This is a genomic window from Streptomyces kryoterrae (assembly GCF_054072135.1).
Genome location: NZ_CM133358.1, coordinates 5,037,254 through 5,051,707, shown reverse-complemented (window position 1 = coordinate 5,051,707; position 14,454 = coordinate 5,037,254). Strand labels below are relative to the sequence as shown.

The window sequence follows — 14,454 nt, the reverse complement described above, 5'->3', positions numbered from 1 at the left end:
GGGTGCCGGGCGAGACGGTGATCACGCATTTGATTTTGGTGCGGAGGTTTGATCCACAGCCAAGTGCGGTTATCCACAGGGCAATTGAAGAAACTGTGGACAACCGGACATCCTTTTAAGGCTTTTGGGCAACTTTGGTTGATTCACTACCGTTTGGGGATGCTGGTCACAGCGGCGGGTCCATCCGTGCCAGCGCCCTCAACGCACCCGGTATGAACCGGGACATGAGATGCGCTCCCCGGGCCTCCGGCGTCACCGGTGCGACCGCCTCGTTGCGCACCACGGCGCGCAGGATCGCCGAAGCCACCCTCTCCGGCGGGTAGTTGCGCAGTCCGTACAGCCGCGCCGTCCGCTTCTGCCGACGGGCCTGTTCCTCGGCGTCGACTCCCGTGAAGCGCGCGGTCGTTGTGATGTTCGTGTTGACGATCCCGGGGCAGATCGCCGAGACACCGATGCCCTGACCCGCCAGCTCGGCGCGCAGACACTCACTGAGCATCAGCACCGCGGCCTTCGAAGTGCTGTACGCGGCCAGCACCTTGGAGGGCTGGAACGCGGCGGCGGAGGCGATGTTCACGATGTGGCCGCCCTGTCCGCGCTCGGCCATCTGCCTCCCGAAGATCCGGCAACCGTGGATCACACCCCACAAGTTGACGTCCAGGACCTTCTTCCAGTCCTCCGGGGTCGTGTCGAAGAAGGACCCGGAGAGCCCGATCCCCGCGTTGTTCACCAGCACGTCCACCACGCCGTACTCGGTGGCGACCTTCTCGGCGAGCTTCTCCATCGCCTGCTCGTCGGTGACGTCGACCGGCTCCGCCCAGGCTTCGGGGGCGCCGACAAGTCGGGCCAACTCGGCTGTACGGGCCGCGCTTTCGGCATCCCGGTCGACGGCCACCACGCGGGCGCCCGCCTCGGCGAACGCGAAGGCCGTCGCCCGTCCGATGCCGCTGCCCGCCCCGGTGACCAGGACCAGCTGACCGCCGAAACGCTGCGCGTACGCGCCCGTCGGCGTCGCGGGAAGCCGCCCGCCCTCGTTGGCGGTGACGAACTCCCCGATCCAGGCCGCCACCTGGTCGGGCCGGGTGCGCGGGATCCAGTGCCTGGCGTCGAGCGTGCGGCGCACCAGCCGGGGCGCCCACCGCTCCAGTCCGTCGTACAGCCGCTCGGAGAGGAACGCGTCCCCCAGGGGCGTGATGAGCTGCACGGGCGCGTGCGCGTGCGCGTCCGTGCGCGGCCTGCGCAGCCGGGACCTGACGTTGTCCCGGTACAGCCAGGCGCCGTTGGCCGCGTCCGTGGGCAGGGTGGCGGTCGGGTAGCCGTCCCCGGAGACCCTTTCGAGGCGGGCCAGGAGCTTCGGCCAGTGTCTGCCGAGCGGGCCGCGCCAGGCGAGTTCGGGCAGCACGGGCGTGTGCAGCGCGTACACGTACCAGGATCGGCGTCCCTGGCCCAGGAGTTGGGCGACCGCGCGCGGGGTGGGCCGCTGCAGGCGCCCTTTCGTCCAGTGGCCGAGGTGGTCGAGGGACGGCCCGGACATCGACGTGAAGGACGCGATCCGGCCCTCCGTGCGCGCGACGGTGACGAACTCCCAGGACTGCACCGAGCCCCAGTCGTGCCCCACCAGGTGCACCGGCCGGTCCGGGCTGACCGCGTCCGCGACCGCCAGGAAGTCGTCCGTGAGCTTCTCCAGGGTGAAGCCGCCCCGCAGCGGACGCGGCGGCGTCGAACCGCCGTGGCCCCGCACGTCGTACAGCACGACATGGAAGCGGTCGGCGAGCCGCGCGGCGACCTGCGACCACACCTCCTTGGTGTCCGGATAGCCGTGCACGAGGATCACCGTGGGGTCCGCCGGGTCCCCCAACTCGGCGACGCACAGCTCGATCCCGCCCGTCCGTACCCGGCGCTCACGCGCCCCGTCGAGAGTCACTTCGCCTCCGCCCAGCGCCGCACATGCGGCAGATCGTCGTCAAGCCAGAACGCGCTCTCCCGCGGGTCCGCGGAGTCCGTGACGACCAGGATCTCCTCGAACTTCGCCCCCGTGCCCCGGAATCCGAGATGCGGCTCGACCGCCCACAGACCCGGCTGCGGCGGGTGGTCGGAGAAGCGGTACGGCGACCACAGGGGCGACCAGCCCTCGCGGTGGCCGCGCAGCGCGTCGCCCGCCAGCCCCTTCAGGGACTGTGTACCGAACCCGAACAGCCGGGGCGACCAGGGCCGTTCACGTACCCGGTCGATCTTGTGCGCGATCACCCCGAAGGGATACGCGCGATGCCGGTTGGCGTAGCCCTGGCGGACCATGAGGCGGTCCACGTCCTCGTAGATCTCGCGCAGCGGGCGCCGCTCGCGCACCTCGCGCAGGATCAGCTCACGGTGCGCCTCCAGGTCGGCCATCAGCCTCTCCTGCACCGGGTTGGCGCCGAGCGAGCCGGAGTAGCCGATGTCCGCCGCGAAACCCCGGTGGACGGGGGCCAGGTCCAGGATGAACGGCATCCCGGGCTCCAGCCGGCGGCCGGTCGGGAAGAACTGGAGGGGGACGCGGAAGTTCACGAACGCCGTGCGGTCCCCGAACCAGGCGAAGGGCAGATGGAACCAGTCCCGCACGCCCCGCTCGCGCAGCCACTCCCGCAGCATCCGGGCCGCCTCGCGCTCGGTGATCCCCGGCTCCAGCCGCGCCGCGACGGCCTCCGCGCACTCGTACGCCAGCCGCTGCACCCGTCTGAACCCGGCCAGTTCCCTGACCAGGCCCCCGGCCGGTTCGCTGACCGGTTCCCCGGTGAGTTCGTCCGCCGCCTCCGCCGTCGTCATTGCCGCCGCCCACCGTCCCCATCGACCGCGCTACGTGCCCGTAACTTGACCCTCGTAACTTGACCCTCGCGAATCTGACACCTGTTAGAGCCCGCGTCAACAGTCGAACGCCTGTCTGTGGACAACGGCGCCGATGCGGACGACCCGCCATCGGTTGTTCGACCTGAGGGGGACCCCTACGGGCCCGTACGACTGAAGGTGGATGCCGAGACAGCTCTTCGGGTTGACGACCGATGTGGTGTGCGCCACTACCGTCGTGGACGTGACTGTGATCGCGACCGAAAGCCTGAGCAAGCGGTTCCCCCGGGTGACCGCGCTCGACCGGCTCTCCATGGACATCGGACCCGGTGTGACCGGACTCGTCGGTGCCAATGGCGCCGGCAAGTCCACCCTGATCAAGATCCTGCTGGGTCTTTCCCCCGCCACGGAGGGCCGGGCCGCCGTGCTCGGACTCGACGTCGCCACCGAGGGCGGCGCCATCCGTGAGCGCGTCGGCTACATGCCGGAGCACGACTGCCTGCCACCCGACGTCTCGGCCACCGAGTTCGTCGTGCACATGGCGCGCATGTCCGGGCTCCCGCCTGCCGCCGCCCGCGAGCGCACCGCTGACACCCTGCGCCACGTCGGACTGTACGAGGAGCGCTACCGGCCCATCGGTGGTTACTCGACCGGCATGAAGCAGCGCGTCAAGCTCGCCCAGGCCCTGGTCCACGACCCGCAGCTGGTCTTCCTGGACGAGCCGACCAACGGCCTCGACCCGGTCGGCCGCGACGAGATGCTCGGCCTGATCCGCCGCATCCACACCGACTTCGGCATCTCGGTGCTGGTCACCTCGCACCTGCTCGGCGAGCTGGAGCGGACCTGCGACCACGTGGTGGTCGTCGACGGCGGCAAGCTCCTGCGGTCCAGCTCCACCACGGACTTCACCCAGTCCACGGCCATCCTCGCCATCGAGGTGACCGACACCGACGAACACCCGGACGGCACCGCCGCGGTGCGCGACGCGCTCCACGCGCGCGGGGTGGACACCCACGACGACGGCGGCGGCCTGCCCGGCGCCGGACACATCCTGCTGCTCACCGCCCAGGGCGAGGACACCTACGACCTCGTACGGGACACGGTCGCCGACCTCGGTCTCGGTCTGGTGCGCATGGAACAGCGCAGGCACCACATCTCCGAGGTCTTCACCGACAGCGACGAACAACAGAGCGCCGCCCAACGCGCCACACCACAGAGCACCGCACAGCACAGCGCGGGAAAGGAGGCGGTCGGCCATGGAGGTTGAGCAGACCCCGGCACCGACGGGCGCCCAGTCCCGCATCCACAACATCGGCTACCGCTCCTACGACGGCCAGCGCCTGGGCCGTGCGTACGCCCGACGCTCGCTCTACTCGCAGTCCCTGCGCGGCTCCTACGGCCTCGGCCGCTCGGTCAAGTCCAAGGTGCTGCCGATGGTGCTCTTCGCGGTGATGTGCGTCCCGGCGGCCATCATGGTCGCGGTCGCCGTCGCCACCAAGGCCACCGAACTACCCGTCGAGTACACGAACTACGCGATCATCATGCAGGCGGTCATCGGCCTGTACGTCGCCTCGCAGGCGCCCCAGGCCGTCTCCCGCGACCTGCGCTTCAAGACCGTACCCCTGTACTTCTCGCGCCCGATCGAGACCGCGGACTACGTCCGGGCGAAGTTCGCGGCGCTGGCCTCGGCCCTGTTCCTCATCACCGCGGTGCCGCTGATCGTGCTCTACGTGGGCGCCCTGCTGGCCAAGCTCGACTTCACCGACCAGACCAAGGGATTCCTCCAGGGGCTCGTCTCCGTGGCACTGCTCTCGCTGCTGTTCGCCGGCATCGGCCTCGTCATCTCGGCCGTCACCCCGCGCCGGGGCTTCGGTATCGCGGCGGTCATCGCCGTACTGACCATCTCCTACGGGGCGGTGTCCACGCTCCAGGCCATCGCCGACGCGCAGACCATGGGAGACGGGCAGAGTTCGGGCGTCGTCCCCTGGATCGGCCTCTTCTCGCCCATCACGCTCATCGACGGGGTGCAGACGGCCTTCCTGGGTGCCACGTCCTCCTATCCCGGCGGGGTGGGCCCCGGCACCGGCGAAGGCGTGGTCTTCCTGCTCGTCGTCCTGGGTCTCATCGCCGGCTGCTACGGCCTTCTGATGCGCCGCTACCGAAAGGTCGGACTGTGACCACGCTCAACATCGACCACGTCTCGCGCTGGTTCGGCAACGTGGTGGCGGTCAACGACATCACCATGACGATCGGCCCCGGCGTCACCGGCCTCCTCGGCCCCAACGGCGCCGGGAAGTCCACCCTCATCAACATGATGGGCGGCTTCCTGCCCCCCTCCACCGGCACCGTCACCCTCGACGGACAGCCCGTGTGGCGCAACGAGCAGATCTACCGGCACATCGGCATCGTCCCCGAGCGCGAGGCGATGTACGACTTCCTCACCGGCAGGGAATTCGTCGTCGCCAACGCCGAGTTGCACGGCCTCGGCGCCAAGGCGGCACAGCGTGCGCTCGCCACGGTCGAGATGGAGTACGCCCAGGACCGCAAGATCTCGACGTACTCCAAGGGCATGCGCCAGCGCGTCAAGATGGCGAGCGCGCTCGTCCACGACCCGTCGCTCCTCCTGCTCGACGAGCCCTTCAACGGCATGGACCCGCGCCAGCGCATGCAGCTCATGGACCTGCTGCGCCGCATGGGCGCCGAGGGCCGCACGGTCCTGTTCTCCTCGCACATCCTCGAAGAGGTCGAGCAGTTGGCGGCCCACATCGAGGTCGTCGTCGCCGGTCGGCACGCGGCCGGCGGTGACTTCCGCCGGATCCGCCGTCTGATGACCGACCGGCCGCACCGCTACCTCATCCGCTCCAGCGACGACCGGGCCCTCGCCGCCGCGCTGATCGCCGACCCGTCGACCTCCGGCATCGAGGTGGACCTCGCGGAGGGCGCGCTGCGCATCCAGGCCGTCGACTTCGGCCGCTTCACCGCCCTGCTGCCCCGCGTTGCCAGGGATCACGGCATCCGGCTGCTCACGGTCTCGCCGTCCGACGAGTCCCTCGAATCCGTGTTCTCGTATCTCGTCGCCGCGTAGGAGGCCGAAAATGTACGACCCCACAGTCGCCCGGCTCACCTACCGGGCCCTGCTCGGCCGCCGCCGGGCACTCATCCTCGGTGCGCTGCCCCTGCTGCTCATCGTGATCGCCGTCGCCGTACGCGGCCTCGTCGGCGCCGACGACCAGACGGCGGCGGACCTGCTGGGCGGCCTCGCGCTCGCCACGATGGTGCCGCTCATCGGCGTCATCGCGGGCACCGGCGCCATCGGGCCCGAGATCGACGACGGCTCTGTCGTCTACCTGCTCGCCAAGCCGCTCAAGCGATCCAAGATCATCTACACCAAGCTGATCGTCGCGATCGGCGTCACCATGGCGTTCTCGGCGGTGCCGACGTTCATCGCCGGTCTCATCCTCAACGGCAACGGCCAGCAGGTCGCCGTCTCCTACACGGTCGCCGCACTGGTCGCCTCCATCGCCTACGCCGCGCTCTTCCTGCTGCTCGGCACGGTGTCCCGGCACGCCGTGGTCTTCGGGCTCGTCTACGCCCTGGTCTGGGAGGCCCTGTTCGGCTCCCTGGTGCCCGGGGCGCGCACCCTGAGCGTCCAGCAGTGGGCCCTTGCCGTCGGCCACAAGGTCACGGGCGGCGAGCTGATCACCTCCGAGGTCGGCCTGACCACGGCGACGGTCCTGCTGATCGCGGTCACCGTCCTCGCCACCTGGTACGCCGGCCAGAAGCTGCGCACGCTGACACCGACCGGCGACGAGTAGGCAGTTGGCGGGCCCGGATGCGCGCGGTCTCCTGACCGGGACTTCTGACAGGTACTCCTGACAGGGACTTCACGCGTGTCCGGGCACACTGGACAAACGGGGCCGCGGGCGAGGAGGACGGGGATGGCAGGCGACAGGGACATCTGGGACGAGCTGGTCCTCGACGAGGACTTCATACGCTCCGCCGAAACCACCGAACCCTCCGCGCGCGCCCGGATGCTGACCGCGCGGTGGCGCGGTGAGGCACCCGAGCCGCAGCCCTGGCGGTCGGACGAACCCCCGGCGGGCTGGTTCTTCAGCAGGTCGCGTCGCCGCAGGTGGCGCCGCAAGTAGGGCAGCCGGTGGGCGTTCCGGTCCGGCGCCCCGGAACCCGCTCACCAGTTTTATTCGGTGGCGCCCGACTCGGGCTCCGGGCACAGTGGTGGTGTCCAGTACGCCGGATCTGTCCGGTGTTCTGGGCCGGGTTCTGGGAGCGGAGCCGGGCGACGCCGATGCACGGCGGTCCGCGCGGTTTCCTTCAGGGCAGTCCGCGGCCGGCTCCGGAGCAGTCACTGCCTCCCTGGAGTCCGCACAGCGGGGGGAGCTGCCCGGGGCGGCCACTTCGAGCGCGCGATTCACTCCGCGCGGGCCGCCCTCCCAGACCCCCCAGCCCCCGCAGGGGCCTACGCCAGCAACCGCTCCAGCACCACCGCGATGCCGTCCTCGTCGTTCGACGACGTCACCTCGTCCGCCACCGCCCGCAGTTCGGCGTGGGCGCCCGCCATCGCCACCCCGTGTGCCGCCCAGGCGAACATCGGGATGTCGTTGGGCATGTCGCCGAAGGCGATCGTGTCCGCGGATCTCAGGCCCAGCCGACGGGCCGCCAGGGACAACCCCTTCGCCTTGGACAGACCCAGGGGGAGGAGTTCGACGATCCCCTCACCGGCCATGGTGACCGTGACGAAGCCGCCCGCGATCCGCGCGGCGACCTCGGTGAGCTCGTCGGCGGACAGGTCCGGATGCTGGATGTAGATCTTGCCCAGCGGTTCGGTCCAGAGGTCCGACGGTTCCGTGACCGGGATGAAGGGCAGTGAGCCCACGCTCTGGTAGCCCGGCCCGACCAGCACCTCGCCGTCGAGGGCCGCCCGGCTCGCCGCCAGGAACAGCGGTCCGACCTCCGCCTCGATCTTCGCCAGCGCGAGCGAGGCCAGCTGCCGGTCCAGGGTGATCGACGTCAGCAGACGATGCGCCCCGACGTCGTACACCTGTGCGCCCTGGCCGCAGACCGCGAGTCCCTCGTAGCCCAGTTCGTCGAGGATGTGCCGTGTCCAGCGCACTCCCCGGCCGGTGACGACGATGTGCGCGGCGCCCGCCGCGGTGGCCGCGGCGAGTGCCTCACGGGTGCGCGCCGAGACCGAGTCGTCGGAGCGCAGGAGCGTTCCGTCGAGATCGGTCGCGACGAGCCGGTACGGGAACGACCCGGCGGCGTCGGTCACTTGGCGACCGGCTCCAGCAGTTCCCGGCCGCCCAGATAAGGCCGTAGCACCTCGGGTACGCGCACCGAGCCGTCGGCCAGCTGGTGGTTCTCCAGGATCGCCACGATCGTGCGCGGTACGGCGCACAGCGTGCCGTTCAGCGTCGAGAGCGGCTGGACCTTCTTACCGTCACGCATCCGCACGGACAGTCGCCGGGCCTGGAAGCCGTCGCAGTTGGAGGCCGAGGTCAGCTCGCGGTACTTGCCCTGGGTCGGGATCCAGGCCTCGCAGTCGAACTTGCGCGAGGCGGACGCGCCCAGGTCGCCCGAGGCCACGTCGATGACCTGGAAGGGCAGTTCGAGGGCGGTCAGCCACTGCTTCTCCCAGTCCAGGAGACGCTGGTGCTCGTTCTCGGCGTCCTCGGGGTTGACGTACGAGAACATCTCGACCTTGTCGAACTGGTGGACGCGGAAGATGCCCCGGGTGTCCTTGCCGTAGGTGCCGGCCTCGCGGCGGAAGCACGGCGAGAAGCCGGCGTAGCGCAGCGGCAGCTTGTCGGCGTCGAGGATCTCGTCCATGTGGTACGCGGCGAGGGGGACCTCGGAGGTGCCGACGAGGTAGTAGTCGTCCTTCTCCAGGTGGTACACGTTCTCCGCGGCCTGGCCGAGGAAGCCGGTGCCCTCCATCGCGCGAGGGCGGACCAGCGCCGGGGTCAGCATCGGGATGAAGCCGGCCTCCGTGGCCTGGGCGATCGCCGCGTTGACGAGGGCGAGCTCCAGGAGCGCGCCGACACCGGTGAGGTAGTAGAAGCGCGAGCCGGACACCTTGGCGCCCCGCTCGACGTCGATGGCGCCCAGCGCCTCACCCAGCTCCAGGTGGTCCTTGGGCTCGAAGCCCTCGGCGCCGAAGTCACGGATCGTGCCGTGCGTCTCCAGGACGACGAAGTCCTCCTCGCCGCCGACGGGGACGTCCGGGTGGACCAGGTTGCCGAGCTGGACGAGAAGCTTCTTGGCCTCCTCGTCCGCCTCGTGCTGCTCGGCGTCGGCCGCCTTGACGTCGGCGGCGAGCTGACCGGCCTTCGCGAGCAGCTCGGCCTTCTCGTCCCCGGATGCCTTGCGGATGAGAAGGCCGATCGCCTTCTGCTCGGCGCGGAGTTCGTCGAAGCGGACGCCGGACGACCTGCGCCGCTCGTCGGCGGACAGGAGAGCGTCGACGAGCGCGACGTCCTCTCCACGGGCGCGCTGCGAAGCGCGCACACGGTCGGGGTCCTCACGGAGCAGGCGAAGGTCAATCACCCTCCAAGGCTACCGGTGCCGGGTCGGCGCTCACGACTCGGTATTTCCCCGCACACCACGTGTTGCCATTTGCCCCAAATGTCGACGTATCCGAGGGGCGTCAAAGAAAGGTGGCCGGCTGCCCTGAACGGGTCGGGCGGTAGCGCCTGGTTGACTCGAATCCCTTGCGGTGAAGGGGACTTGGGGGCGGGGTCGTCCACAGTAATCCACACCTGGGAAAAGTTATCCACAGGCTGTGCGAAAGATCTGTGGATTACCGAAGTGATCGTTTCGAAAGGTGTCCTCGAGATGGCCAATTCCCAAAGCGAACCACCCTCATGACCACTTTCGGGTGGAAATGCGTAACCCCGGCGAGTTACGTCTGGGGAACGAGTGGACGAAGGGTGGTATGCCGGGCTGTGGACGAGCCCGTGGCCTGTAGAGAGATTTGTCGACAGATCGGCGTTCCGTTGTCGACTTGTCCCCAGGTCGAGAAGCCAGCCTGTGGATAACTTCTGTGGATAACGGAAATCGGCTGGTAGGACCGGCCGACACGACTGCCGGACCGGCTAGAAGCGGCCGTCCTGGCAGCGCGCCACCCAGTCGGCGGCCGTCACGAACTCCTCGTCGGACGTCCCCGGCAGCGGAGCGCGTACGTCCGCAACGCCGATGTCCGCACGCGGGTACGAACCCAGGTACCGCACCTTGAGACAGATCCGCCGGAGCCCCATGAGGGCCTCGGCGACCTTCCGGTCGGAGATGTGGCCCTCGGCGTCAATGGCGAAGCAGTAGTTGCCGATGCCCTGCCCGGTCGGCCGGGACTGGAGCAGCATCAGGTTGACGCCCCGCACCGCGAACTCGCCCAGCAGATCACGCAGTCCACCGGGGTGGTCGTCGCGCTGCCAGATGACGACGGACGTCTTGTCGGCGCCGGTCGGCGCGGCGGGCCGGGCGGGCCTGCCCACCAGGACGAACCGCGTCTGCGCGTTCTCCGCGTCGTGGATGCCGGTCTCCAGCGCGGTGAGGCCGTACCGGGCGGCGGCGAACTCGCCCGCGAAGGCGGCGTCGTACCGGCCCTCCTGCACCAGCCGGGCACCGTCCGCGTTCGAGGCGGACGACTCCCACACCACGTCCGGGAGGTTGACCTTCATCCAGTTGCGGATCTGCGACTGCGCGGCCGGATGCGCGGTGACGGTCTTGATCTCCGACAGCTTGGTGCCCGGCCTGACCAGCAGCGCGAAGGTGATCGACAGCAGTACCTCGCGGTAGATCATCAGCGGGGAGCCCGCGACCAGCTCGTCGAGCGTGGTGGTGATACCGCCCTCGACGGAGTTCTCGATCGGCACGAACGCGGCCTCGACCTCACCGCTGCGCACCGCGTCGAGCGTGGCCGGCACGGACACCATCGGGATCAGCTCTCGGGTGGCCGTCTCCGGAAGCGTGCGCAGGGCAACCTCGGTGAAGGTGCCCTCGGGGCCGAGATACGCGTAACTGGCTGGCATGACCTCACCCTAATGGCCCCAGGGCCTGCCCGGCGGGCTCATGCCGGGGACGCGGAGCGCGGCAGGCCCTCCCCCGGAGGGGGGACCCCCATCGCGTTGACGCCCTCCTCCGCCGTGCAGGTGCACGCACCGAGCCCCGCTCATGTGCGCCGATAAGGCCCCGCTGTTCTCCCCCGACCTGGTGATCGCCGGACAGGCCCTCGCCGAACCCGTGCACACGTCCCGGCCCCGCCGCCCCAAGGGGTGACCCGGCCCCGGACACCTCCCCGGGGAGCCGCCGCGTCAGCCCTCCAGCAGCCGCTGCCCCACGTACTCCCCCTCGCCCGCCCCACCCGGCACCGCGAACAGCCCGCTCGACTCGTGCCGGATGAACCGCGACAGCGCGTCGCCCCGGTCGAGCTTGCGCTGGACGGGGACGAAACCGCGCAGCGGGTCGGCCTGCCAGCAGACGAAGAGGAGCCCCGCGTCGGGCGTCCCGTCCGCCCCGATCCCGTCATGGAAGGAGAAGGGGCGCCGCAGGATGGCCGCGCCCCCGTTCTCGTCGGGGCGGGTGATCCGGGAGTGCGCGTTGATGGGGACCACGAGATCGCCGTTCGCGTCGACCTTCTCCAGGTCCATGGCGGTCGTCTCCGTACCGCCGCTCAGCGGCGCCCCGTTCGACTTCTTCCGCCCGACGACGTCCTCCTGCTGCTTGACTGACAGCTGCTCCCAGTCGTCGAGAAGCATGCGGATACGGCGTACGACGGCATAGGAGCCGTTCGCCATCCAGGACGGTTCGCCGGTGGCGGGCACGAAGACGCGCTTGTCGAAGTCGGCCTCGGACGGCTTCGGGTTGCGGGTGCCGTCCAGCTGGCCCATCAGGTTGCGGGCGGTCATCGGCTGCGCGGTGGCGCCCGGCGACCGGTTGAAGCCGTTCATCTGCCAGCGCACCCGGGCCGCGCTGCCCGCGTCCTTCTGGATCGCGCGCAGGGCGTGGAAGGCGACCAGGGCGTCGTTGGCGCCGATCTGCACCCACAGATCGCCGTTGCTGCGGGCCTTGTCGAGGTGGTCGGAGGAGAACTCGGGCAGCGGATCGAGCGCGACCGGGCGCTGCTTCTCCAGCCCGGTGCGGGCGAAGAAGCCGTACCCGAACCCGAAGGTGACCGTCAGGGCCGAGGGGCCCGCGTCCCGGGCGACATCCGTGTCGTCGTGCGCGGCGGCCTCGCCCGCCATGAGCCGCTGGGCGGTGTCGGACCAGCGGCGCAGCAGCGCGGCGGCCTCGGTGCGGCCCGCGCCCGCAGCCAGGTCGAAGGCGACGAGGTGGCCGCTGGCCTGGAGGCCCTCGGTGATGCCCGGCTGATGTTTCCCGTGAAACATTGCCATGTCCGCGCCCACCGAAGCGAGCGCCGGGGACGTGCCGGAGGAACCGGAGTCGTCGGAGGAGCCGACGGCGTAGCCGGTTGCCCCGCCCGCCGCACCGAGCGCGAGCCCGGTGGCGCCGGTGGTGCCGAGCAGCCGCCGGCGCGAGATGCCCTGTTCGCCGTTCTCCTGGGCGCTTCCCACGGCGTCTTCCTTCTTGTTTTCCTTGGTGGACTGGTCAGCCATGGTGCGGTTCAGCCGATCTGCGCGTTCTTGTCGACGGTCACTTGGTCGATGTCGGAGGTCCGCACGGTCACCGCGATCTTCCAGTCGCCGGCCATGGGGATCTGGACCTCGTTCGCCGTCCAGTGTCCGGTGGCGACGTGGTCCGGGTTGACGGGAAGCGGCCCGAGGTTCTTGGCGGTGAGGGTGAAGGCGACCTTCACCTCGGGCACGTCGAACGCCCTGCCGTTGGACCGCTCCACGTACACGTGCATGACGTTGCCGCCGACGCGGGCGGGGTTGATGTCGAGCCGTACGAGGCCCTTGCCGTCCTGGCCGCCGGTGTCGAAGGGCATGTCCAGGGTCAGCGCGCCCGTCCCGTCCGCGTCCGAGGTGGAAGAGGACGACGAGGAGGACGACGCCGAGGTGGCTGCCTTGGCCTCCTCCTCCGTACGGCCCGGCTCGGTGGACGTCAGCACGGTCGTGACGGCGAGCAGGACGACGGCGACGCCCGCCTCGGCGAGCACCGAGCGGCGCAGCCCCGAGCGCAGGGGGTCGGCGCCGCGCAGCCGCTTCAGCCGCGCGGTGTCGACGGCGGCGCGCTGCCGGGCGAGCTGGGCGGCCCGCTTGGCGTCGGAACCCCCTGCGGCCGAGGCGGCGACCGGTTCCTTCGCGGGGGCGTCGGCCCGGTCCTCGGCACTCTCCGTATCCACCGCCGCCTCGGTCGCGGCGGTCTCCGGCAGCTGGGCGGTCCAGCGGCGCGAGATGTAGGCGATGCCGACGAGAACGGCCACCAGGCCGATCTTGACGAGCAGCAGCTGTCCGTACGAGGTGTCGGTGAGCGCCGACCAGGAACCGAGCTGGCGCCACGACTGGTAGATCCCGGTCGCGACCAGCACCAGCACGCTGCCGAAGGCGACGCGCGAGAAGCGGCGTACGGCCGACCCCTCGATCGGGGCGTCCGCGGGCGCCCGGAAGAGTGCGACCAGGAGTGCCGAGAGTCCGCCGAGCCAGACGGCGACGGCGATCAGGTGGAGTACGTCGACGGGCATCGCGATGTCGGGCTGGAGGCCGGTCGAGGCGTGTTCGGCCAGCGCCCAGGTGGCGGCCAGCCCGATCGCCACGACACCGCCGCCGATGCCGAGCCCGAAGGTGAGGTCGCGCCTCGCGGAGCCGTCGTCCAGCTCCTCCCCGTCCTCCTCGTCGTCCTCGGTCCCGGTCTCCGTCTCGGGCCGGGCGTACGCCCCGAAAAGAACCGCGATGAACAGCGCGCCGGCCGCGAGGAGCAACAGCCGGGAGACCAGGGCGGCACCCGTCTTGGTCTGGAGGACGTCTGTCAGGAGGCCCAGGTCGAAGATGTCGCCGACCTTGCCGGAGCCGGTGTACGAGCCGCGCATCAGCAGCAGCGCGAGCGTGGCCGCGGTCATCGCGAGCCACCCGGAGACGACGAACCGCTGGAGCGCCCGTACGCCGGAGCCGCGCTGCCAGCAGGCGAGGACGAAGGCGGCGCCGCCGACCATGACGATGAAGCCCGCGTACGAGACGTACCGGCCGAAGCCGTAGAGGGCGCCGACGACCCCGCCGCCCGCCGTCTGGTCGGAGACCGAGACGGAGGTGACGGAGGGGGCGCCGATGGAGAAGGTGAAGGCGCCGGCGACGGGGTGGCTGTCCGCCGAGACGACCTGGTAGGCGACGGTGAACGTGCCGTCGGGCAGCCCGGAGTGGAGCGGCACGCCGTAGGTCGTGCCGGTCAGCTCGGTCGCCTTGCCGGTGTCGACGCGCTTGCCCTTGGGGTCGAGCACGCGGAACGCGCCGTCGGACAGCGCGACCTTCTCGGAGAAGGTCAGCGTCACCTGGGTCGGGGCCTTGTCGACCACCACACCCTGCTGCGGGGCGCTGCCGGTGAGCGCGGCGTGTGCGGAGACCGGCGCGGCGCCGGCCAGCCCGGCGAGCAGCGCGGCGGCGACCGCGAGGAACAGCAGCACCAGGGGCCGCACGCGCGGGGCGATGGTCTGTGTCACGGTGATCCCTC

At 70.4% G+C, this 14,454-nt stretch carries 12 protein-coding genes; 5 read left to right on the top strand and 7 right to left on the bottom strand.

Annotation, left to right across the window (positions count from 1 at the left end):
- Positions 1 to 166: 166 nt before the first annotated feature.
- Together ACW4TU_RS21995 and ACW4TU_RS21990 are read right to left on the bottom strand one after the other, a co-directional pair.
- Positions 167 to 1,921, bottom strand: a complete 1,755-nt coding sequence (locus ACW4TU_RS21995; protein ID WP_457416016.1) for an SDR family oxidoreductase — start codon at positions 1,919 to 1,921, stop codon at positions 167 to 169.
- The gene (locus tag ACW4TU_RS21990; protein WP_457416014.1) at positions 1,918 to 2,799 is read right to left on the bottom strand and encodes a M24 family metallopeptidase; all 882 of its coding nucleotides are present in this window, start codon (positions 2,797 to 2,799) and stop codon (positions 1,918 to 1,920) included. The genes ACW4TU_RS21995 and ACW4TU_RS21990 overlap by 4 nt, the downstream gene beginning before the upstream one ends.
- A 268-nt stretch (positions 2,800 to 3,067) precedes the next feature.
- Between ACW4TU_RS21990 and ACW4TU_RS21985 the strand changes: the two genes are divergently transcribed.
- The 5 genes from ACW4TU_RS21985 to ACW4TU_RS21965 all read left to right on the top strand — a co-directional run bounded on the left by ACW4TU_RS21985 (position 3,068) and on the right by ACW4TU_RS21965 (position 6,965).
- Complete coding sequence (locus tag ACW4TU_RS21985) at positions 3,068 to 4,084, top strand: ABC transporter ATP-binding protein (protein ID WP_457430234.1); 1,017 nt, start codon at positions 3,068 to 3,070, stop codon at positions 4,082 to 4,084.
- Positions 4,074 to 4,994: an ABC transporter permease gene (locus ACW4TU_RS21980; RefSeq protein ID WP_457416012.1), complete on the top strand. Its 921-nt coding sequence runs from the start codon at positions 4,074 to 4,076 to the stop codon at positions 4,992 to 4,994. Before ACW4TU_RS21985 ends, ACW4TU_RS21980 begins: the two co-directional genes overlap by 11 nt.
- Positions 4,991 to 5,902, top strand: a complete 912-nt coding sequence (locus ACW4TU_RS21975; protein WP_457416010.1) for an ABC transporter ATP-binding protein — start codon at positions 4,991 to 4,993, stop codon at positions 5,900 to 5,902. Before ACW4TU_RS21980 ends, ACW4TU_RS21975 begins: the two co-directional genes overlap by 4 nt.
- Positions 5,903 to 5,912: 10 nt before the next feature.
- Complete coding sequence (locus ACW4TU_RS21970; RefSeq protein WP_457416008.1) at positions 5,913 to 6,632, top strand: ABC transporter permease subunit; 720 nt, start codon at positions 5,913 to 5,915, stop codon at positions 6,630 to 6,632.
- 123 nt (positions 6,633 to 6,755) lie between these two features.
- Positions 6,756 to 6,965: an SGM_3592 family protein gene (locus ACW4TU_RS21965; RefSeq protein ID WP_457416006.1), complete on the top strand. Its 210-nt coding sequence runs from the start codon at positions 6,756 to 6,758 to the stop codon at positions 6,963 to 6,965.
- 329 nt (positions 6,966 to 7,294) lie between these two features.
- Here ACW4TU_RS21965 and ACW4TU_RS21960 read toward each other — a convergent pair whose 3' ends face one another.
- The 5 genes from ACW4TU_RS21960 to ACW4TU_RS21940 all read right to left on the bottom strand — a co-directional run bounded on the left by ACW4TU_RS21960 (position 7,295) and on the right by ACW4TU_RS21940 (position 14,443).
- Positions 7,295 to 8,107 (bottom strand): HAD family hydrolase, encoded by an 813-nt coding sequence (locus ACW4TU_RS21960; protein ID WP_457416004.1) that lies wholly within the window; start codon positions 8,105 to 8,107, stop codon positions 7,295 to 7,297.
- Positions 8,104 to 9,381 (bottom strand): serine--tRNA ligase, encoded by a 1,278-nt coding sequence (gene serS, locus ACW4TU_RS21955; RefSeq protein ID WP_457416002.1) that lies wholly within the window; start codon positions 9,379 to 9,381, stop codon positions 8,104 to 8,106. Before serS ends, ACW4TU_RS21960 begins: the two co-directional genes overlap by 4 nt.
- A gap of 548 nt (positions 9,382 to 9,929) precedes the next feature.
- The gene (pheA, locus tag ACW4TU_RS21950) at positions 9,930 to 10,862 is read right to left on the bottom strand and encodes a prephenate dehydratase (RefSeq protein WP_457416000.1); all 933 of its coding nucleotides are present in this window, start codon (positions 10,860 to 10,862) and stop codon (positions 9,930 to 9,932) included.
- A gap of 282 nt (positions 10,863 to 11,144) precedes the next feature.
- A complete protein-coding gene (gene efeB, locus ACW4TU_RS21945) occupies positions 11,145 to 12,446 on the bottom strand; it encodes an iron uptake transporter deferrochelatase/peroxidase subunit (protein ID WP_457415998.1) in 1,302 nt (433 codons plus the stop codon).
- 8 nt (positions 12,447 to 12,454) lie between these two features.
- Complete coding sequence (locus tag ACW4TU_RS21940; RefSeq protein ID WP_457415996.1) at positions 12,455 to 14,443, bottom strand: copper resistance CopC/CopD family protein; 1,989 nt, start codon at positions 14,441 to 14,443, stop codon at positions 12,455 to 12,457.
- Positions 14,444 to 14,454 lie beyond the last annotated feature (11 nt).